The following is a 19,205-nucleotide window of genomic DNA, read 5'->3' on the forward strand; positions in this document are numbered from 1 at the left end:
CGTCTCGAAACAAGCGCAGGGGAGCAGCTTATGGCCGCCGAAGTCGTCACCAAACTCGTCTCCGTGACGCGGACCGTCGAGCAGGTCGCGGAGCAGCCGTTCTATATCCCGATGACGGGACCGTCGGCGCGCCCGCGGCGCTCGCTCAAGCACGACGACACCTTCATCGTGCTCGACAGCCATGGCGACATCGGCGCCTCGGCCGGCGGGCCGGACGGCCTGTTTCACCATGACACCCGCTATCTCGCCCGGCTGGAGCTCGTGCTCAACGATCTCCAGCCGCTGCTGCTCGGCTCCAATTTGCGCGACGACAATTCGGCGCTGACCGTCGATCTGACCAATCCCGACATCTACCGCGAGGGCAGCCTCGTGCTGCAGAAGGACCTGCTGCACATCGTGCGCACGATCTTCCTGTGGCGCGGCTCGGCCTATCAGCGCATCGGCGTGCAGAACCATGGCGACCGGCCGACCAGCTTCGAGCTGACGCTGCTGTTCGGCAACGACTTCGCCGACCTGTTCGAGGTGCGCGGCGAGCGCCGTCCGCGCCGCGGCACCGGCACGAGCAAGCTGCTGGGCCCGACCGACGTGCTGTTCGAATATCACGGGCTCGACGAGTCCGAGCGCACCACGGCCCTGCATTTCGACCCGCGTCCGACCCGGCTCTCCGTCAATGCGGCCACCTGGCAGCTCGAGCTCGGTCCGCACCAGGCGAAATCGCTGTTCGTGGCGGTGTCCTGCAACAGGCCGGCGTCTGAAAAGCCTGGGCGCTTCTTTCAGGGCCTCCTGGCCCACCGCCGCGAGATGCGGCAGTCGACCATGGGCGCGGCCAGCATCGAGACCTCCAACAACATCTTCAACGAGGTGCTGTGCCAGGCCATGGCCGACCTCAACATGCTGATGACCGAGACGCCGCAGGGCCGCTATCCCTATGCCGGCATTCCCTGGTACTCGACGACGTTCGGCCGCGACGGCCTGATCACCGCGCTGCAGATGCTCTGGGTCGATCCGCGCGTCGCCAAGGGCGTGCTCAGACGGCTCGCGCATTTCCAGGCGAAGGCGGTCGATCCGCTCGCCGATGCCGCGCCCGGCAAGATCCTGCACGAGATGCGCGGCGGCGAGATGGCGGCGCTGCGCGAGGTGCCGTTCGCGCAATATTACGGCAGCGTCGATTCGACCGCGCTGTTCGTGCTGCTCGCCGGAAGCTATTTCGAGCGCACCGGCGACGAGACAACGCTGATCGAGCTATGGCCCGCAATCGAGGCGGGCCTCGCCTGGATCGACGGTCCCGGCGATCCTGATCAGGACGGCTTCGTCGAATATCAGCGCGCGACCGAGAAGGGCTTGGCCAACCAGGGCTGGAAGGACTCCTACGACGCGATCTTCCATGCCGATGGCCAGCTCGCGGAAGGCAATATCGCGCTCGCGGAGGTCCAGGGCTACGTCTACATGGCCAAGCTGCTGGCCGCGCGCTGCGCATTGCGGCTCGGCAAGCCCGACCTCGTGCGCAAGTTCGAGGCCGAGGCCAAGGCGCTGGCGGAGCGCTTCGAGCAGGCGTTCTGGTGTGAAGAGCTCGGCACCTACGCCCTTGCCCTCGACGGCAAGAAGCGGCCCTGCAAGGTGCGGACCTCCAATGCCGGGCAGGTGCTGTTCAGCGGCATGATCCGCGAGGACCGCGCGCGCCTGGTGGCCGCCGACCTGATGCGGCCGCATTTCTTCTCCGGCTGGGGCATCCGCACCGTCGCCGTCGGCGAGGTTCGGTACAATCCGATGTCCTATCACGACGGCTCGATCTGGCCGCACGACAACGCGCTGATCGCGTTGGGGCTCGCGCGTTACGGCCTCAAGCATTCGGTGGCGCATGTGTTCAAGGGGCTGTTCGATGCCGCGACCTACATGGATCTGCGGCGCCTGCCCGAATTGTTCTGTGGCTTCCGGCGCGAGAAGCGGCGCGGCCCGACGCTCTACCCGGTCGCCTGCGCGCCGCAGGCCTGGGCCAGCGCGACGCCGTTCACGCTGCTCGAGGCGGCGCTGGGTCTCGAGTTCGACGTGGCGCGCTGCGAGATCCGCCTGCGCAATCCGCATCTGCCGGCATTCCTGAACGAAGTCATCCTGCGCGATCTGCGCCTCGGGGAGTCCAGCGTGGATCTGCGCGTCAGCCGCCACGGCGACGACGTGGCGCTCGAGGTGTTGCGCACGCGCGGCCAGATCCAGGTCTCGATCGTGCTGGCGCGCTAGCGGCGCGCAAGGAGGGACCATGCGTGTCATCGGAGCGTTGATCCTGGGCGTGGCCATTGCCGGAGGCCTGGCGGTCGCCACGCGTGCCGCGGAAGATCAGCCCGCAGCGCAGAGCGAGGCAAAAGCGCCGCCGGCTTCGACGGTGCCCGTGACGCCGAAGGACGCCGCGCCGCCGCCCTCGGTCACCATCATCGGGGCGAGCGATGCCCACGGCGTGCTCGGGCGCGACGTGCGCAGCGCGGCGGACGAGGACATGGGCCGCATCGTCGACGTCATCGTCGATCGCGAAGGTCATGTGCGCGCGGCGGCGATCGATTTCGGCGGCTTCCTCGGCGTCGGCAGCCGCAAGATCGTGGTGGACTGGAACGCGCTGCGCTTCGGCAAGATCGCCAACAAGAAGGACAGCATCACGCTGGAATTGACCAAGGCGCAGGTCGCGGCCGCGCCGGAATACAAGGAAGACACGCCGATCGTCGTGCTCGGCGCGTCCGGCAGCCTGCAACCGCTGCAAGCGATACAGTGAGGCGCGGGGAGGGATGGCCGCTGGTGCTGTTGTCAAGCAAGCCGAACCCTGCCGCCGAGGAACGAGCGCGCCGCGTTGAGCAGGACAACGTCGCGGCGCTGTCGGCCGGCGGCATCCCGGCGCCGTCGCGCCGCAGCCTGCGCGGCCTCGACTGGTTCATCTTCTTCCTTGCCGACGTGCAGACCGGCTTCGGCCCCTTCATCGCGGTCTATCTGACCACGGAGAAATGGACGCAGGGGCAGATCGGCCTCGTGCTGTCGATCGGCGGCATCGTCGGCCTAATCGGGCAGATGCCGGGTGGGGCGATCATCGACGCGGCCAAATCCGAGCGGCTGGTCGCAGCGCTTGCGATTGCGACCATCGGCGTCTGCGCGCTCGCCTATGCGGCCATGCCGGTCTTCCCGGTCGTGGTGGCCGCCGCGACCCTGCATGCGGCGGCGAGCTGCGTGCTGGGACCGGCGATCGCGGCGATCAGCCTTGGCCTCGTCGGCCCGCTCGCGATCGGCGAACGGCTCGGCCGCAATGCGCGCTTTGCCTCGCTCGGCAACGGCGTCGCCGCCGCCGTGATGGGTACGGCCGGATATCTGTTGTCGAGCCGCTCGGTCTTCCTCGTCACCTTCCTGCTCACGATCCCGGCCCTGATCGCACTCTCGCGCATCCGCGAGCAGGAGGTCGACATCGCGCGCTGCCATGGCGAAATGCCCCGCGAATCGGCCGATCGCGGCGATACCAATCTCTGGCACCTGGTCCGGCAGCGGCCGCTCATCGTGTTCGCGCTCAGCGTGATGCTGCTGCAGCTTGCCAACGCCGCGATGATGCCGCTGATGGCGAGCGCCGTGACGGCGCGGTCGAGCCAGTGGGCGACGGTGCTCGTCGCCTTCTGCATCGTCGTGCCCCAGGCGATCGTGGCGCTGCTGTCGCCGACGGTCGGGCGCAAGGCGCAACTCTGGGGCCGCCGGCCGCTGCTGCTGATCGGCTTCGCCGCGCTGACGATCCGCGGCCTGCTGTTCGCGACCGTGCGCGATCCCTATCTGCTGGTCGCGGTGCAGGTGTTCGACGGCATCACGGCGGCGGTGTTCGCGGTGATGATTCCGCTGATCGTCGCCGACGTCGCCTTCGGCAGCGGCCATTTCAACCTGGCGCAGGGCATCGTCGGCACCGCGACCGGCATCGGCGCGTCGCTGAGCACGGCGCTCGGCGGCTATGTCAGCGACAAGTTCGGCAACGCCACGGCCTTCATCGGGCTGTCCGGCGTCGCGGCGATGGGCCTGCTGCTGATCCTGCTGGTGATGCCGGAGACCCGGCGCACCAGCATGACCGCGCCAAAAGAAATGGCCGGCTGAACGAATTCAGCCGGCCAAGTCAGTGGGGAGGAAATTCAGGCGTCGAGATTGTGCAGGCGCGCCCGGTTGCGCAGCACGATCTGGCGGGCACCGGAGAAGCCGAGAATGCCCTGGGTGTGGAGCTGGGACAGCGCGCGCGAGACGGTTTCGAGCGTGAGGCCGAGATAGTCGCCGATGTCGCGGCGGCACATCGGCAGCGCCATCATGCCGGCAACCGCGAGGCGGCGATCCATTTCGAGCAGGAAGGTCGCGACACGCTCCATCGCGGTCTTGCGGCCGAGCAGCAGCATGTGGTCCTCGGCGTGACGCAGCTCGGAGGCGGTCATGGCCCAGAGCTTGCGGGCGACCTGCACGTCGGTGCCGGCGGCCTTTTCGAGGCTGGCGCGCTTCACGAGGCGCACATTGGTGTCGATGATGGCTTCGGCAGCGAGGCGGTGGGTCGGGCCGGATTCGAGGCCGAACACGTCGCCGGGAAGATGGAAGGCGCCGATCTGGCGGCGGCCGTCGGACAGAAGCTTGTAGCTGCGCACCGCGCCCGACACGACCTGGTAGACGTATTCGGCCGGCTCGTCCTCGCCATAGATCTCCTCGTCCTTGCGGTAGGAGAACTCGGTGGCGACGAGGCCGACATGGCCGGTGATCGCGCCGAACTGGTCGGAAACGGGGTGGGCAGGAACAACCTTGCCACGGACTTCCGTGTTGATCGCCTGGGTCTTGAGCGTCTGGGTCAGCATCTGCGCCATCTCCGTTGTGATGGAGCATTGCTACGCGGGTTTGCGCAATCCGGAAATTTCGCGCGTTATCTTAAGGACGTTTACCTACGTAGATTCCCGTAGGTCAGTTGCCGCGGCGATCCTGGATGGCGTGGCGGATGCGTTTGACCAGGTTTTCGTCCAGAAGCGGCTTCAAAATCACGTCCTTGACGCCCGCGGCCGCCGCCCGGGCCGAGATGTTCACGTCGGGATAGCCGGTGATCAGGATCACCGGGGTCGCGCCGTCCGACTGCCGCAGCCGGCCGGCCAGCTCGATGCCGTTGATGTCGGGCATCTTGTAGTCGATCACGTAGCAGTCCGCAGCCAGCGCGCCGGCGGCATTGAGCAGCGCCGTCGCATTCCTGAAGGTCCGCACGGCAAAGCCGTCGGTTTCAAGCAGGAATTGCAGGGAGCCCAGCACGGCGGCATCGTCGTCGACCACGTAGACAGTGGGCTTTGCCGGTGCCGCCATTGGGAGCCGCTGAGGGTGCGAGCCAATCTCGATCATTCTGACTGGCTAGCACGTGCGGGGGCAACCGCCTTGACTTGCCTCAAGTCGATTTGCCTCAAGCCCGCCCGGCTCAATCGTTGAGCATGCCGGCGCGCATGGCGAGGCGGACCAGCTCCGAGAGGCTGTTGGCCTGCATCTTGGTCATGACGTTGGCCCGGTACACCTCGATGGTGCGCGGGCTGATGTCGTATTCCCTAGCGATCAGCTTGTTGGAAAGGCCTGCGATCAGCCCTTCCATGACCTGACGCTCCCGGGGACTCAGGGACGCGACGCGGGCGGCGATGTCCTGCGTCACCGCTTCGTTCTTGGCCGCGGGCTCGGCCTGGCGGATCGCGGTCTCGATCATGGTGGTGAGGCGATCGTCCTCGAACGGCTTCTCCAGGAAGTCGACGGCCCCGAGCTTCATCGCCTCGACCGCGAGCGGCACGTCGCCGTGCCCGGTCATGATCAGGATGGGAAACGGGCTCTGCTGCGCCTTCATGCGTTTGAGCAGCTCGATGCCGTCGAGGCCCGGCATGCGCACGTCGGAGACGACACAGCCGAAGGCGAGGCCGGGCAGGGCGTCGATGAAGCCCTGCGCGCTGTCGAACAGCGTGACGCCGAAGCCGCAGGAATCCAGCAGGAAGTTCAGCGAGTCCCGCATCGCCTCGTCGTCGTCGATGACGTAGACATGTCCTTTGGTCGTCATGGATCAACTCTCGTCGGCTGCCGGGAGGGTGAAGCGGAATGTCGCCCCGCCCGATGCGTTGCTCTCGGCCCACATGCGCCCGCCGTGAGCCTCGATGATCGAGCGGCTGATGGACAGTCCCACGCCCATGCCGGTGTCCTTGGTGGTGAAGAAGGTCTGAAACAGATTGGGAATGACGTCGTCCTGGAAACCGCTGCCGGTGTCGGAGACCTCGACCTCGATCATGTCGTCGCCGGCGCGGGTGTTGGTGACGACGAGCTCGCGCTGCTGCGACTGCGCCATTGCCTCCAGCGCGTTGCGGAACAAATTGACCAGGACCTGCTGGATCTGCACCCGGTCGGCGAGAACCAGATCGGCCTCCGGATCGAGGCTGAAGCGGAGCTGCACATTCTGCTCGCGCGCGCCGGCGAGGCCCAGCGCGCCGGCCTCCTCGATCAGCTTGGACAGGCTCTCGACCCGCTTCTCGGATTCGCCGCGGGAGACGAAGTCGCGCAGGCGCCGGATGATCTGGCCGGCCCGCAGCGCCTGCTCGGCGGCGCGGTCCAGCGCGCTCTCGATCTTCGGGGTGTTCGGGTCGGCGCTGCCGGCCAATAGCCGCCGCGAGCCCTTCATGTAGTTGCTGATCGCCGCCAGCGGCTGGTTGAGCTCGTGCGCGAGCGCGGACGCCATCTCGCCCATGGCGCTCAGCCTGGAGACGTGGACCAGCTCGGATTGCAGCTCCTGCAGCCGCGCCTGGGTCTGCTGGTGCTCGGTGAGGTCGCGGACGAAGCCGGTGAAATAGGGCTCGCCGCCGGATTGCATCTCGCCGATCGACAGGTGCATCGGGAAGGTGGTGCCGTCGCGGCGCCTGCCGGTGACGATGCGGCCGATGCCGATGATGTGTGGGTCGCTGGTGGTGCGGTAGCGTGCGATGTAGCTGTCGTGCCGGGAGCGGTCGGGCTCCGGCATCAGGATGTTGACGTTCTGGCCGATCGCCTCGTGCTCGGACCAGCCGAACAGCCGCTCGGCGGCGGTCGAGAACAGCTGGATGATGCCGTGGCCGTCGATGACGATCATGGCGTCGGGAATGGTGTGGAGGATGGAGCGAAGGTGGCTCTCGCGCGTGCGCAAGGCCTCCTCGACCTGCTTCTCCTCGTCGATGTCCAGGAAGATGCCGCTGAGATGACGCGCTGCGCCGGCGTCGTCGCGAATGACCCCCGCCCGCGCGCGAATCCACTGACCCCCGTTGGAGGCGCCTGCGACCTTGAAGGACACGTCGAGCCCGCCGCCCCGCTCGCAGACGCGCGCGATCGCGCTGTCCACGCGCGCGCGATCCCTCGGCTCGAGCCGCGACAGGAAGAGGTCGTAGCTCGGCGGCTGATCCGGCGCGATGCCGAGCAGGCTCCTGGCCGTGTCCGACCAGTCCAGTTCCCGCGTCGCAAGGTCGAGATCCCAGGTGCCGACGCCGAATCCCTCAATCCGGACCCGGAAATGCTCGCCGCGACCATCGTCTGGCGGATGCGTTACGCGGGTCGGCGACAAGCGGTGACTCCCAGTTTCGGCCCGCAGGCCTGGCCCCGCGAACATGGCGGCAATTTCGCCCATGGGCGGGCCCGAGGCAAGTTCGGATGTCTGATTCCATTGGCGGATTTCCCGCAACCCGACACCGGCGATTTGATCTAGCTCATCCTGCCTCGCGCCGGCGAGGCTAGATTTCGCGCCGGTTCACTTCCGTGCGGAGAATTCCGAATGACATACGCGACCGTGATGGTCAGCCTGGCGCTCGATCAGCCCAATGAGGCGCGTCTTCAGGTCGCGGGCGAGCTCGCCGAGCGATTCGAATCAGCCATCATCGGCGTTGCCGCGGCGCAGTTCGCCCCGCCGCTCTATTTCACCGATGGCGCCGAGGCCCAGGGGCTGATCGAGGAGGGCGAAGCCTCCGCCAGGCGGCGGCTGGCCGAGCTGGAGGCGCAATTCCGGACCGCGATGAAGAATCGCGGCGGCCGCGCGGAGTGGCGCAGCGCCATGGATTTTCCGGCGCGGTTCGTCCTGGCGCAGGTACGCTGCGCCGACATCGTCGTCAGCGGCGGGCAGAGCCCGGCCTTCTCCGACGCATTCGCGCTCGCAAGCCCCAAGGACCTGGTAATGCAGGCCGGACGTCCGCTTCTCGTCGTTCCCGACCGCGTCGACTGGCTCGATCTGCGCAGCGTGCTGGTGGCCTGGAAGGATACGCCGGAGGCGCGGCGAGCGGTGACCGACGCGCTGCCGATGCTGCGCAAGGCGGGTGACGTCACCGTCGTCGAAATCCCCGAGCAGGGCGACGACCGCTCGGCCGTGATGGCCGGTGTCACCGACGTCGCCGCCTGGCTCGCCCGCCACGGCATCTCGGCGAGCGCGCGCATCGCGGACGGCGCGCGGAGCGAAACCGCCGCCGCGCAATTGGAGAAAATCGCCGGCGACGTCGGTGCCGGCCTGATCGTCGCGGGCGCCTACGGGCATTCGCGGTTTCGCGAGCTGATCCTGGGCGGCGTCACCCAGCATCTTGTCACGCAATCCAGCCGCTGCGTGCTGCTGTCGCACTGACGGCCGGTCGGCCGAGAGCTAGTCGAGGAGGACGCGCCGTGTACAAATTTCTTGAGCAGACCGCCAGCGGCTACATGACGCGCAACGTCAGGACGGTGCAGCGCGACCAGGATCTGCTCGCGCTCAGCGAGATGTTCGAAAACGACGATTTCAACTCCTATCCGGTCGAGGACGACGGGCAGGTGGTCGGCATCGTCACCAAGTTCGACATCCTGAAGTGCTTCGCCTTCACGCCGAACCAGATGCTGCCGCGCTACCACGATTTGATGAGCCGCAGGATCGGCGACGTCATGACGCCGGAGTTCATCTATGTCAGCCCCGACACGCGCCTGACGCGCGTGCTGCAGATCATGGTCGAGCACCGCATCAGGAGCATCCTCGTGCTCGACGGTGCGCAGAAGCTCGCCGGCATCATCGCCCGCGAGGACGTCATTGCCGCGCTCAAGGCGACGGCGACGGAGTGAGACTTTCCTTCTTCCTTCTCCCCTTGCGGGAGAAGGTGGCGTAGGCGGCCTCCGGCCGCCGTTCTTGAGAACGCCGAAGCGGAGCTTCGGCTATGGCGCCGGATGAGGGGTTGTCTCCACAAACTGAGATCAGAGTTCGAGGAGAGAACCCCTCACCCAAGCAAGGCTGCCGCACTGTCCCCGCTGCCCTCTCCCGCAAGGGGAGAGGGCATTTTAACGGGTGGCTCCGCAGAAACACGGGGGCTCCCCAGGAAGGCCCCCCGATAGTCAGGACTCAAACGCATGTCTTGATTTCAATCAATTCCCCGCGAGGGTGAATGTGGTTTCTGGCCCCGTGTTCTTTCGAAAGAGAATCCGCGATGAGCCAGCCCTCCATCTCCAAATCCATGACGCCAGGTGAAAGCGGCCTGGCCGTCGTGTTCGCAGCCACCGCCTTCATCTGCGTGGTCGCCTCGGCCAAGGCGCTCGATGCGCCCTTTGCCTTCCATGCCGCGCTGAGCGCGGCGGCGAGCCTCGCCGCGGTGTTCGTCATCATCAACCGCTATTTCGAGCGCCCGGCGGCGCTGCCGCCGGCGGAGATCAACGGGCGTCCCAACTACAACATGGGACCGGTCAAGTTCACTGCCGTGATGGCGATGTTCTGGGGCATCGCCGGCTTCCTCGTCGGCCTCATCATCGCCTCGCAACTGGCCTGGCCCGCGCTGAATTTCGATCTGCCCTGGACCAGCTTCGGCCGCCTGCGGCCGCTGCACACCTCGGCCGTGATCTTCGCCTTCGGCGGCAACGTGCTGATCGGCACGTCGTTCTACGTCGTGCAGAAGTCCTGCCGCGCGCGCCTTGCCGGCGACCTCGCGCCCTGGTTCGTCGTGGTCGGCTACAACTATTTCATCCTGGTCGCCGGCACCGGCTATCTGCTCGGCGTCACCCAGTCGAAGGAATATGCCGAGCCGGAATGGTACGCCGATCTGTGGCTGACCATCGTCTGGGTCGTCTACCTCCTCGTCTTCCTTGCCACGATCATCAAGCGCAAGGAGCCGCATATCTTCGTCGCGAACTGGTTCTACCTCGCCTTCATCGTGACGATCGCCGTGCTGCATCTCGGCAACAATCCCGCGCTTCCGGTCTCGGCTTTCAGCTCGAAGTCCTATGTCGCCTGGGGCGGCATCCAGGATGCGATGTTCCAATGGTGGTACGGCCACAACGCGGTCGGCTTCTTCCTGACCGCCGGCTTCCTCGCCATCATGTACTACTTCATCCCGAAGCGCGCCGAACGGCCGATCTATTCCTACCGGTTGTCGATCATCCATTTCTGGGCGCTGATCTTCCTCTACATCTGGGCCGGTCCCCACCATCTGCACTACACGGCGCTGCCCGACTGGACGCAGACGCTCGGCATGACCTTCTCGATCATGCTGTGGATGCCGTCCTGGGGCGGCATGATCAACGGCCTGATGACGCTGTCGGGAGCCTGGGACAAGCTGCGCACCGATCCCGTGCTGCGCATGCTGGTGGTCTCCGTCGCCTTCTACGGCATGTCGACCTTCGAAGGTCCGATGATGTCGATCAAGGTGGTCAACTCGCTCAGCCACTACACCGACTGGACCATCGGCCACGTGCACTCCGGCGCGCTCGGCTGGGTCGGCTTCGTCTCCTTCGGCGCGCTGTACTGCCTGGTGCCGTGGGCCTGGAACCGCAAGGGCCTCTACAGCCTCAAGCTCGTCAACTGGCACTTCTGGATCGCGACCCTCGGCATCGTCCTCTACATCTCGGCGATGTGGGTGTCCGGCATCCTGCAGGGCCTGATGTGGCGCGCCTACACCTCGCTCGGCTTCCTCGAATATTCCTTCATCGAGACCGTCGAGGCGATGCACCCCTTCTACATCATCCGCGCCGCAGGCGGCGGCCTGTTCCTGATCGGCGCGCTGATCATGGCCTACAATCTCTGGATGACCGTTCGCGTCGGCGAGCAGGAAGTCCAGATGCCCGTCGCGCTCCAGCCGGCGGAATGAGGAGCTTCCCATGTCGTTCTGGACACGCCACCAAATCTTCGAAAAGAACTCGATCATCCTGATCGTCGGCATCCTGCTGGTGATCGCGATCGGCGGTCTCGTCGAGATCACCCCGCTGTTCTACCTCAAGAGCACGATCGAGAAGGTCGACGGCGTCAGGCCGTACACGCCGCTGGAGCTTGCGGGCCGCAACGTCTATGTCCGCGAAGGCTGCTATCTCTGCCATTCGCAGATGATCCGCCCGCTGCGCGACGAGGTCGAGCGCTACGGCCACTTCTCGCTCGCCGCGGAGAGCATGTTCGACCATCCGTTCCAGTGGGGCTCCAAGCGCACCGGTCCCGACCTTGCCCGCGTCGGCGCAAAATATTCCGACGACTGGCACGTCACCCATCTGACCAACCCGCGCGCGATCGTGCCGCAATCGGTGATGCCGGGCTACCCGTTCCTCAGCCAGAACGAGGTGGATCCGGACACCATCGCGGACCACATGCGCACGCTGAGGGCGGTCGGCGTTCCCTACACCGACGACCAGATCGCAAGCGCCGGCGCCGACCTGAAGGCCCAGGCCGATCCTGACAATGCCGGCTCCGACGCCTTCACCAAGCGCTACGCCAAGGCCGTGGTGCGCAACTTCGACGGCAAGACCGGCACGCCGACCGAGATGGACGCGCTGATTGCGTACCTGCAGATGCTCGGCACGCTGGTCGACTTCAAGATCTACAACGAGAAAGCCAATCTTCGCTGAGAAGGCACGAACGATGAAAGCTATCCTGACAGTCCACAATCTTGCGTCCGAGCTCGTGACGACGATCTGGACGCCGGTGTTCGTCGCGATCTTTCTCGCGATCATCGCCTACGCATTTTGGCCCCGTAACAAGGCTGCATTCGACGAAGCAGCTCACCTGCCGTTGCGGGAGGAGTGAGAGACCATGACCGATCATAGCGAAGTCGATACCGTCACCGGAAAGTCCACGACCGGACATGAATGGGACGGCATCAAGGAGCTCAACACGCCGCTGCCGCGCTGGTGGGTGATCAGCTTCTATCTCACCATCATCTGGTCGATCGGCTACTGGATCGTCTATCCGGCCTGGCCGCTGATCTCCAGCAATACGACCGGGCTGCTCGGCTACTCGACGCGCGCCAGCCTCGCGGTGGAGCTCGCCAATCTCGAGGCGCTCCGCGGTGACAAGATGGCGGCGCTGGGCGCGGCCTCGCTCGCCGACATCGAGAAGGATCCGGCTCTGCTCGCGCTTGCCCGCGCCAAGGGCAGGACCGTGTTCGGCGACAATTGCGCGCCGTGCCACGGCTCGGGCGGCGCCGGCGCCAAGGGCTTTCCGAACCTGAACGACGACGACTGGCTGTGGGGCGGCACGCTCGACCAGATCATGCAGACCATCCAGTTCGGCGCACGTTCGGGCCACGCCAAGACGCATGAAGGCCAGATGCTCGCCTTCGGCAAGGACGGGGTGCTGAAGCCCGACGAGATCGTCACGGTCGCCAATTACGTGCGCTCGCTGTCGGGCCTTCCGACCCGCAAGGGCTTCGATGCCGCCAAGGGCGAGAAGATCTTCGCCGAGAACTGCGTCGCCTGCCACGGCGACGGCGGCAAGGGCAACCAGGAGCTCGGCGCGCCGAACCTGACCGACAAGATCTGGCTCTACGGCTCGGACGAGGCCTCCCTGATCGAGACCATCGGCCAGGGCCGCGCCGGGGTCATGCCGGCCTGGGAAGGGCGGCTCGATCCGGCCACCATCAAGGCGATGGCGGTCTACGTCCACTCGCTGGGCGGCGGCAAATAGCCGAACGAAAACAGGGCGGGGGTGGACAAATTGCCCCCGCTTGAGCTGGATCAAACGACGCACGCGCGTCGGGTCTAGGTTTAATCGCACCTTTTCGAGTTGCCTCAAGCGATGAACAAGACCGTGAACCCGAACGAACTCACATCGGACGACGACTACGGGCCGCTCTACGCAGCCCGCAAGAAGGTCTATCCCCAAAGCACCCACGGCACCTTTCGCCGGATCAAATGGGGCCTGATGGCGTTCTGCCTCGGCGTCTACTACTTCCTGCCCTTCGTGCGCTGGAATCGCGGCCTCGGTGCGCCCAGCCAGGCGGTGCTGATCGACCTTCCCAACAGCCGCTTCTATTTCTTCTTCATCGAGCTGTGGCCGCAGGAGGTCTATTACTTCACGGGCCTCTTGATCGTCGCCGCCGTCGCGCTGTTCCTGATGAACTCCGTGGGCGGCCGCATCTGGTGCGGCTATCTCTGCCCGCAGACGGTGTGGACCGACCTGTTCTACGCCGTCGAACGCCTCGTCGAGGGCGACCGGCGCGAGCGGATGAAGAAGGACAAATCGTCCGACCCGATGAATCTCGAGCGCATCTCCGAGATCGTGCTCAAGCACTCGATCTGGCTGATGATCGCCTGGTGGACCGGCGGCGCCTGGGTGCTCTATTTCAACGACGCGCCGACGCTGGTGAAGGAGCTCGTGACCTTCCAGGCGCCGATGATCGCCTATATCTGGATCGGCATCCTCACCGCGACGACCTATCTGCTCGCCGGCTTCATGCGCGAGCAGGTCTGCACCTACATGTGCCCGTGGCCGCGGATCCAGGCGGCGCTCACCGACGAATGGGCGCTCAACGTCACCTACCGCTACGACCGCGGCGAGAAGCGCACCTCGGTCAAGAAGGCGGCCGAGCTGCGCGCGCTCGGCGAGCATGTCGGCGACTGTGTCGATTGCTACCAGTGCGTCGCGGTCTGCCCGACCGGTATCGATATCCGCAACGGACCGCAGATGGAATGCATCCAGTGCGGGCTCTGCATCGATGCCTGCGACAACGTGATGGAGAAGATCGGCCGGCCGAAGCGGCTGATCGGCTACGACAACGACATCAACATCCAGCGCCGCCAGGAAGGCAAGGCGCCAGTCTACCGCATGGTCCGGCCCCGTACCATCGCCTATAGCGCGATCATCGCCGTCGTCGGCGGCTTCATGATCTATACGCTGGCGACCCGTAGCCTGCTCGACGTCAACGTGCTGCACGACCGCAATCCGGTCGCGGTCAGGCTCAGCGACGGCTCGATCCGCAACGCCTACACGGTGCGGCTGCTGAACAAGAGCGGCTATGATCGCGTCATCGCCATCGACGCCCACGGCCCGGCGAATTTGTCGGTCCACGTCATCGGCGTCGACTCGGTGACGCCCGACCGGCCGATGATCGTGATTCCGCGCGACTCCACCAGCGAGCTCAGGCTGCTCGTCACCGCGCCGGCGGAAAGCAACCCCGAGAAGTCGATGCCCGTGCGCTTCCAGGTCACCGATATCGGCCTCGGGGAAGTCGCCACCGCCACCGACAATTTCGTCGCGCCGTAAGACCAGGAGAGAGCCATGGCATCCAAGCCGCTGACCGGAACCAAGGTGTTCCTGATGCTGGTCGCCTTCTTCGGCCTCGTCATCGGCGTCAACGTGACCATGATGAAGCTCGCGATCGCGACGCTGCCCGGCACTGATGTCGACAGCCCCTATGCGGCGGGCCTGACCTACGACCGCGAGATCTCGGCGGCACAGGACCAGGCTGCGCGCAAATGGCAGGTCAACGCCCATATCGAGCGCCGCACCGATGGCGGCGCCGCGATCCAGGTCGAGGCGCGCGATGCGAGCGGGCAGCCGCTCGCCGGATTGAAGTTCGGCGGACGCCTGGAGCGGCCGACCGACAAGCGCGCCGACCTCCAGGTCGAGCTCGCGGAAGCCGGCATCGGCGTCTATCGCGGCAATGCCGCGTCCGTCGCCCCGGGCCAGTGGGATCTGGTGATCGAGGGCGAGGCGCGGGGGACGCGCGTGTTCCTCTCGCGCAACCGTGTGATCCTGAACTGAGGGATGTGGTCATGCAGGTAACGCGCGATTTCTCCCACTATATCCGCAGCGCAGGCGAGGGCCTTCAGCACATCGATCTCGCGGTCGAGGGCGTTCACTGTGCCGGCTGCATGGCGAAGATCGAGCGCGGCCTGTCGTCCATTCCCGATGTCACGCTGGCGCGCGTGAACCTCACCGACCGCCGGGTCGCGCTGGAGTGGAAGGCGGGCACGCTCGATGCCGGCCGGTTCATCGACCGGCTTGAGGAGCTCGGCTACAAGGCCTATCCGTTCGAGACCGAGAGCGCGGAGGAGGCCGAGGTCGCCGAATCCCGCTTCCTGCTGCGCTGCCTCGGCGTCGCCGCGTTCGCCACCATGAACGTGATGATGCTGTCGATCCCGGTCTGGTCGGGCAACGTCTCGGACATGCTGCCGGAGCAGCGCGACTTCTTTCACTGGCTCTCGGCGCTGATCGCGCTGCCGGCGGCGGCCTATGCCGGCCAGCCGTTCTTTCGGTCGGCCTGGCGCGCGCTGTCGGCGAAGACGACCAACATGGACGTGCCGATCTCGATCGGCGTGATCCTGGCGCTCGGCATGTCCGTGGTCGAGACCTTCCACCACGCCGAGCACGCCTATTTCGACGCGGCGATCATGCTGCTGACCTTCCTGCTGGTCGGCCGCTACCTCGACCAGAGCATGCGGCGCCGGACGCGCGCCGTGGCCGGCAATCTCGCCGCGCTGAAGGCAGAGACCGCAGCCAAGTTCATCGGGCCCGACGAGATCTCGCAGGTGCCGGTCGCAGCGATCCATCCCGGCGACATCGTGCTGCTGCGCCCCGGCGAGCGCTGTGCGGTGGACGGTACCGTGATCGAAGGCCGCTCCGAGATCGACCAGAGCCTGATCACAGGCGAGACGCTCTATGTCACGGCCGGGCAGGGCACGGCGGTCTATGCGGGATCGATGAACATTTCCGGCACGCTGCGCGTGCGGGTCTCGGCGGCCTCGGAGGCGACGCTGCTCGCGGAGATCACGCGGCTGCTCGACCACGCGCTTGCCGCCCGCTCGCGCTACATGCGCCTCGCCGACCGCGCCTCGCGGCTCTATGCACCGGTGGTGCATGCGACGGCACTTCTGACCATTCTCGGGTGGGTCATCGCGGGGGCAGGCTGGCACGATGCCATCGTGACCGGTGTCGCCGTGCTGATCATCACCTGTCCCTGCGCGCTCGGGCTCGCGATCCCGACGGTGCAGACGGTCGCGGCGGGCGCGATGTTCAGGGCAGGCGTGCTGCTCAATGCGGGCGATGCGATTGAGCGGCTGGCGGAAGCCGATCATGTCATCTTCGACAAGACCGGCACGCTGACGCTGCCCGATCTCGAAGTAATGAACGCAGCCGATATCCCCGCCGACATCTTCGAGCTCGCCGGGCGCCTCGCGCTGTCGAGCCATCATCCGGTGGCCGCTGCGGTCGCACAGGCTGCCGGTGCCAGATCGCCCATCGTCGGTGCGATCGAGGACGCCGGGCAGGGCGTGCGTGCGACCGTGGATGGTGTCGAGATCCGTCTTGGCCGTCCGTCGTTCTGCGGTGCCGAGGGGCTGGTCGGGCTGACCGACGATCTCGATCCCGAAGCCTCCATCGTGGCTTTCAGCAAGGGCAGCGAGAAGTTCATCCTTTCGGTGCGCCAGGGCCTGCGCCCGGATGCGCAGGCCGTGATCGCGGCGCTGAAGGCGCGCGGCATCGGCATCGAGATCCTCTCCGGCGACCGCGAGCCGGCGGTGAAGGCGGCGGCGCATGCCCTGTCCATTCCCGAATGGCGCGCCGGCGTCACGCCGGCCGACAAGATCGCGCGGATCGAGGAGCTGAAGCGGCGCGGCATGAAGGTGCTGATGGTCGGCGACGGCATGAACGATGCGCCTTCGCTGGCGGCCGCCCATGTCTCGATGTCGCCGATCTCGGCCGCGCATCTCAGCCAGGCCACCGCCGACCTCGTGTTCCTCGGCCGCCCGCTGGCGCCCGTGGTCGCCGCCATCGATGCTTCGCGCAAGGCGCTGCACCTGATGCGGCAGAACCTCTGGCTCGCGATCGGCTACAACGTCCTCGCCGTGCCGGTTGCGATCAGCGGCGTCGTGACGCCCTTGATCGCCGCGGCCGCCATGAGCGGATCGTCGATCCTGGTCATGCTGAATTCACTTCGGGCACGCACCTCGCGGGAGATCGTGTGATGGAGATCCTGGTTATTCTGGTGCCGCTGGCCTTGATGTTGGGAGGGGCAGGCCTGGTTGCCTTCCTGTGGTCGCTCCGCAGCGGCCAGTACGATGATCTCGACGGCGCTGCCTGGCGCGCCATCGCCGACGACGACCCGCCGCAGGAAGCTCCGGTCAAGCGCTAACGCTTCAAGGCGAAGGTCAGCAAGGCTGCTATTGCGAGGGCCGCGCCGACGCCCGCGACGCAGGCGGGCCAGCCGAAACTGTCGAACAGCCGCCCGAGCACGGCGGTGCCGACCAGCCCGCCGCAGAAGTAGCACGCTAGATAGGTCCCGCTGGCGATGCCGCGGTTGTCGGTCGCCGCCTGTCCGACGAAGCCAGTCGCGGCGGCCTGCGCGAAGAAGGTGCCGACACCGACCATGACCATGCCGGCGAGCACTTCGCCGAGATGCGGTGCCACCATCAGCGGCAGGCCAACGCCTGCGACAGCGAGCGAGCTCCATATCGTGGGCCGCGTTCCGAGCCGCGCGGCCACCTTGCCGGCCAGGAGCGTCGTCACGACCGAGGGCAGGAAGACGACATAGACGAGGCCGAGATCCATCATGCCCAGCGACAGCGGCGGCCGGACCAGCACGAAATTCACGAATGTGAAGGTGCCAATGAAGGCGAACAGGATGCAGAAGCCGATGCCGTAGGCGGCGCGCAGGCGTGGATTGCGCCAGTGCGCGATGGTGGCGGCGAGCGGCGATGTCGCCGGCATCATCGCCTGCATCGGCTGCACGCGTCCGATGGTGAAATGAACCAGCACCGCGCCCGCCAGGTTGAGCGCCGCGAACAAATAGAAGTTCCAGGCAAGGCCAAGGCCGTCGGCGACCGCCGCCGAGATCAGCCGGCCGACGAGGTTGCTGGCGACGTTGCCGGTGATGTAGGCGGCAAACGCGCCACCGGCGTCCGTGGCGCTGCATTGCTCGCCGAGATGGGCAAGGGTGAGCGCGAAGGCGGACGCCATGCAAAGGCCCTGCGCGACGCGCAAGGCGGTGAAGACGGCAAGATTTGGTGCGGATGCCAAGAGGCTGGTGGGGATCGCCAGCAACGTCAGGCTGAGCAGGATGCCGGTCCGCCGTTTGATGTGCGGGCTGAAGAAGCCGACGACGAGGCTGGCTGCCGCCATGCCGAAGGTGCTGGCGTTGACCGCAAAACCCATCGCTGCCGGTGTGACGCCGTAGTGCCGCGTCAGCGAAGGCAGGATCGCCTGCGTCGCGAACAGGTCGACGACGGTCAGGAATGCGGTGAGGCCGATCACGAGCGAGCGGAGCGCGAGACCCGGCGAATGCGCCTCCATCGTCATGGCGGACAGTCTGATGGGCGCGGAAAGATCGGTCATGGCGTGATTGTCCCTTGAGGAATGTGGCGCCCGGCATGCGGGCAGCACGGGGGATCCCGGGCGCCACACCCGGCAACGATGCGCTGGGGCTGGAGGCGCGCTCGTTACATGTGATGGTCGTTGGGATCCTTGCGGACGTCGCCGACATAGAGAATGACGGTCTCCTTGCCGAGGTTCTTCCACCAGTGCGAGGTGCCATAGACTTCGGGACGGATGTCGCCGGCCTTGTGCACGATCGGGTCGACGCAATTGGAGGCGTATTCGACGATCTCGCCCTGCTGCACGAAGATCAGGGCAGGGCGGTCGTCATGGCTGTGCCAGGGTACGATGCCGCCGGGCTCGATGGTCAGCTTGCGAAAGCGCAGTTCGCGGCCCTCGATGTGGGCCGGCTGCTTGCCGAGATCGATCGCGCCGAGCGTGACGTCGGTGACGCCGACCGGCTTGTAGTCGACCATCTGCTGCGCGTTCGGCTTCAGCTTGCCGGCGGGACACTCGCCGGCGAAGACCGGCGTCGCAAATGTGAGCGTGCCGAGAACGGCAACGCCTGCCAAAACCACGCGCGACCCTGCGAGATGCCTGGACATGAACAGTCTCCTGTGTTGGCCGCAACCGTGATGGCCGCCGGCTATGGCAGGAGCTTCGTCGAGACCGTGGCCATTCTGAAATGCCG

Annotated in this window: 19 protein-coding genes; 13 read left to right on the plus strand and 6 right to left on the minus strand. The window is 66.3% G+C overall.

The genetic code is table 11. The features are described 5' to 3' along the window. The first annotated feature begins 30 nt into the window (after nt 1-30). Genes JQ617_RS32015 through JQ617_RS32025 form a run of 3 tightly spaced genes read left to right on the plus strand, consistent with a single transcriptional unit; the run spans nt 31 to nt 4,101 of the window. Entirely contained in the window at nt 31-2,235 is a 2,205-nt protein-coding gene (locus tag JQ617_RS32015) for an amylo-alpha-1,6-glucosidase (protein ID WP_212029818.1), read from the plus strand. Nucleotides 2,236-2,254: 19 nt separating this feature from the next. After that, a complete protein-coding gene (locus JQ617_RS32020; protein WP_212029820.1) occupies nt 2,255-2,758 on the plus strand; it encodes a PRC-barrel domain-containing protein in 504 nt (167 codons plus the stop codon). Between the two features lie 23 nt (nt 2,759-2,781). Continuing rightward, nucleotides 2,782-4,101, plus strand: coding sequence for an MFS transporter (locus JQ617_RS32025; RefSeq protein WP_212029821.1), 1,320 nt, complete (start codon nt 2,782-2,784; stop codon nt 4,099-4,101). A gap of 35 nt (nt 4,102-4,136) precedes the next feature. On the opposite strand, the gene JQ617_RS32030 is transcribed toward JQ617_RS32025, so the two are convergent. The 4 genes from JQ617_RS32030 to fixL form a co-directional block, all read right to left on the minus strand. Continuing rightward, nucleotides 4,137-4,835 (minus strand): helix-turn-helix domain-containing protein, encoded by a 699-nt coding sequence (locus JQ617_RS32030; protein ID WP_212029822.1) that lies wholly within the window; start codon nt 4,833-4,835, stop codon nt 4,137-4,139. Nucleotides 4,836-4,938: 103 nt separating this feature from the next. Further along, the gene (locus JQ617_RS32035) at nt 4,939-5,361 is read right to left on the minus strand and encodes a response regulator (RefSeq protein ID WP_212029823.1); all 423 of its coding nucleotides are present in this window, start codon (nt 5,359-5,361) and stop codon (nt 4,939-4,941) included. 73 nt (nt 5,362-5,434) lie between these two features. After that, a complete protein-coding gene (fixJ, locus tag JQ617_RS32040; protein WP_212029824.1) occupies nt 5,435-6,052 on the minus strand; it encodes a response regulator FixJ in 618 nt (205 codons plus the stop codon). Nucleotides 6,053-6,055: 3 nt separating this feature from the next. Then, nucleotides 6,056-7,573, minus strand: coding sequence for a sensor protein FixL (gene fixL, locus JQ617_RS32045; RefSeq protein WP_212029825.1), 1,518 nt, complete (start codon nt 7,571-7,573; stop codon nt 6,056-6,058). A 207-nt stretch (nt 7,574-7,780) separates the two neighbouring features. Here fixL and JQ617_RS32050 point away from each other — a divergent pair, with 207 nt between their 5' ends. From JQ617_RS32050 to ccoS, 10 genes are all read left to right on the plus strand, one after another. Continuing rightward, nucleotides 7,781-8,614: a universal stress protein gene (locus JQ617_RS32050; RefSeq protein ID WP_212029826.1), complete on the plus strand. Its 834-nt coding sequence runs from the start codon at nt 7,781-7,783 to the stop codon at nt 8,612-8,614. Between the two features lie 38 nt (nt 8,615-8,652). Further along, nucleotides 8,653-9,078 (plus strand): CBS domain-containing protein, encoded by a 426-nt coding sequence (locus JQ617_RS32055; RefSeq protein ID WP_212029831.1) that lies wholly within the window; start codon nt 8,653-8,655, stop codon nt 9,076-9,078. Between the two features lie 359 nt (nt 9,079-9,437). Then, nucleotides 9,438-11,087 carry a cytochrome-c oxidase, cbb3-type subunit I gene (gene ccoN, locus JQ617_RS32060; protein WP_212029833.1) on the plus strand — a complete coding sequence of 550 codons (1,650 nt, stop codon included), beginning with the start codon at nt 9,438-9,440 and terminating at the stop codon, nt 11,085-11,087. A gap of 10 nt (nt 11,088-11,097) precedes the next feature. Continuing rightward, nucleotides 11,098-11,832: a cytochrome-c oxidase, cbb3-type subunit II gene (gene ccoO, locus JQ617_RS32065; RefSeq protein WP_063691465.1), complete on the plus strand. Its 735-nt coding sequence runs from the start codon at nt 11,098-11,100 to the stop codon at nt 11,830-11,832. 13 nt (nt 11,833-11,845) lie between these two features. After that, nucleotides 11,846-12,010 carry a CcoQ/FixQ family Cbb3-type cytochrome c oxidase assembly chaperone gene (locus JQ617_RS32070; protein WP_063691463.1) on the plus strand — a complete coding sequence of 55 codons (165 nt, stop codon included), beginning with the start codon at nt 11,846-11,848 and terminating at the stop codon, nt 12,008-12,010. Nucleotides 12,011-12,016: 6 nt separating this feature from the next. Further along, nucleotides 12,017-12,889, plus strand: coding sequence for a cytochrome-c oxidase, cbb3-type subunit III (ccoP, locus tag JQ617_RS32075; protein ID WP_212029835.1), 873 nt, complete (start codon nt 12,017-12,019; stop codon nt 12,887-12,889). A 111-nt stretch (nt 12,890-13,000) separates the two neighbouring features. Further along, entirely contained in the window at nt 13,001-14,467 is a 1,467-nt protein-coding gene (gene ccoG / locus JQ617_RS32080) for a cytochrome c oxidase accessory protein CcoG (RefSeq protein ID WP_212029837.1), read from the plus strand. 15 nt (nt 14,468-14,482) lie between these two features. Further along, nucleotides 14,483-14,968 (plus strand): FixH family protein, encoded by a 486-nt coding sequence (locus tag JQ617_RS32085; RefSeq protein WP_212029839.1) that lies wholly within the window; start codon nt 14,483-14,485, stop codon nt 14,966-14,968. Between the two features lie 11 nt (nt 14,969-14,979). After that, nucleotides 14,980-17,169, plus strand: a complete 2,190-nt coding sequence (locus JQ617_RS32090; RefSeq protein WP_212029841.1) for a cation-translocating P-type ATPase — start codon at nt 14,980-14,982, stop codon at nt 17,167-17,169. Continuing rightward, nucleotides 17,169-17,336 (plus strand): cbb3-type cytochrome oxidase assembly protein CcoS, encoded by a 168-nt coding sequence (gene ccoS / locus JQ617_RS32095; protein WP_063691453.1) that lies wholly within the window; start codon nt 17,169-17,171, stop codon nt 17,334-17,336. The genes JQ617_RS32090 and ccoS overlap by 1 nt, the downstream gene beginning before the upstream one ends. On the opposite strand, the gene JQ617_RS32100 is transcribed toward ccoS, so the two are convergent. Together JQ617_RS32100 and JQ617_RS32105 are read right to left on the minus strand one after the other, a co-directional pair. Then, entirely contained in the window at nt 17,333-18,535 is a 1,203-nt protein-coding gene (locus JQ617_RS32100; RefSeq protein WP_212029843.1) for an MFS transporter, read from the minus strand. The two genes, ccoS and JQ617_RS32100, sit on opposite strands and share 4 nt — an antisense overlap. A gap of 104 nt (nt 18,536-18,639) precedes the next feature. After that, a complete protein-coding gene (locus tag JQ617_RS32105; RefSeq protein WP_212029845.1) occupies nt 18,640-19,119 on the minus strand; it encodes a cupin domain-containing protein in 480 nt (159 codons plus the stop codon). Nucleotides 19,120-19,205 lie beyond the last annotated feature (86 nt).

Source organism: Bradyrhizobium sp. KB893862 SZCCT0404, from assembly GCF_018130885.1.
Taxonomy (GTDB): Bacteria; Pseudomonadota; Alphaproteobacteria; order Rhizobiales; family Xanthobacteraceae; genus Bradyrhizobium; species Bradyrhizobium stylosanthis.